Annotated in this window: 6 tRNA genes and 1 rRNA gene; all 7 read left to right on the top strand. The window is 50.4% G+C overall.

The window, feature by feature from the left end:
• Positions 1–88: ribosomal RNA gene (rrf, locus tag KNP96_RS16620) — 5S ribosomal RNA — on the top strand; the annotation flags it as partial.
• An 8-nt stretch (positions 89–96) separates the two neighbouring features.
• Positions 97–172, top strand: a tRNA-Val gene (locus KNP96_RS16615).
• Positions 173–187: 15 nt separating this feature from the next.
• Positions 188–263, top strand: a tRNA-Thr gene (locus KNP96_RS16610).
• Between the two features lie 61 nt (positions 264–324).
• Positions 325–411 (top strand) — tRNA-Leu (locus KNP96_RS16605).
• 37 nt (positions 412–448) lie between these two features.
• Positions 449–522 (top strand) — tRNA-Arg (locus KNP96_RS16600).
• 6 nt (positions 523–528) lie between these two features.
• Positions 529–605, top strand: a tRNA-Pro gene (locus KNP96_RS16595).
• Between the two features lie 22 nt (positions 606–627).
• Positions 628–703: transfer RNA gene (locus KNP96_RS16590), tRNA-Ala, on the top strand.
• Positions 704–804: the final 101 nt, after the last annotated feature.

The raw sequence follows: 804 nt of genomic DNA, 5'->3' as shown, positions 1-804 counted from the left end.
CCGTTCCCATGCCGAACACGGAAGTTAAGCACTTGAACGCCGAAAGTAGTTGGGGGCTTCCCCCTGTGAGGATAGGACGCTGCCAGGCGTACATATGGAGGATTAGCTCAGCTGGGAGAGCATCTGCCTTACAAGCAGAGGGTCGGCGGTTCGATCCCGTCATCCTCCACCATTTTTATTTACACTTGCCGGTGTAGCTCAGCTGGTAGAGCAACTGACTTGTAATCAGTAGGTCGCGGGTTCGACTCCTGTTGCCGGCACCATTTTCATTTAAATATCACCGAAGATTCTGATTTGGAATTTAGGTTCTACCTTTAAAACCCTGCCGGGGTGGCGGAACTGGTAGACGCACAGGACTTAAAATCCTGCGGGGGTTTCCCCGTGCCGGTTCGATTCCGGCCCTCGGTACCATTTTTAATTTTAATAACTGTTTGATCCATTATACCCCGCACCCTTAGCTCAGCTGGATAGAGTACTTGACTACGAATCAAGGGGTCGGGAGTTCGAATCTCTCAGGGTGCACTTTTTCGGGAAGTAGCTCAGCTTGGTAGAGCACTTGGTTTGGGACCAAGGGGTCGCAGGTTCGAATCCTGTCTTCCCGACCATCTTCAATTTAATCCCTTTAATGGGGCCTTAGCTCAGCTGGGAGAGCGCCTGCCTTGCACGCAGGAGGTCAGCGGTTCGATCCCGCTAGGCTCCACCAAATTTTATCTTTGACGAACTTTGAAAACTGAACGATGAGGCAAAAAACGTATCTTCGGATACAAACAATGAATGAAGCGCAAGCTTCGTCAACGTGACTTT

Source organism: Exiguobacterium sp. s133, from assembly GCF_018618595.1.
GTDB lineage: Bacteria > Bacillota > Bacilli > Exiguobacteriales > Exiguobacteriaceae > Exiguobacterium_A > Exiguobacterium_A oxidotolerans.
Note: the sequence above shows the minus strand (reverse complement) of the source record. Positions and strands in the feature narration are given on the sequence as shown.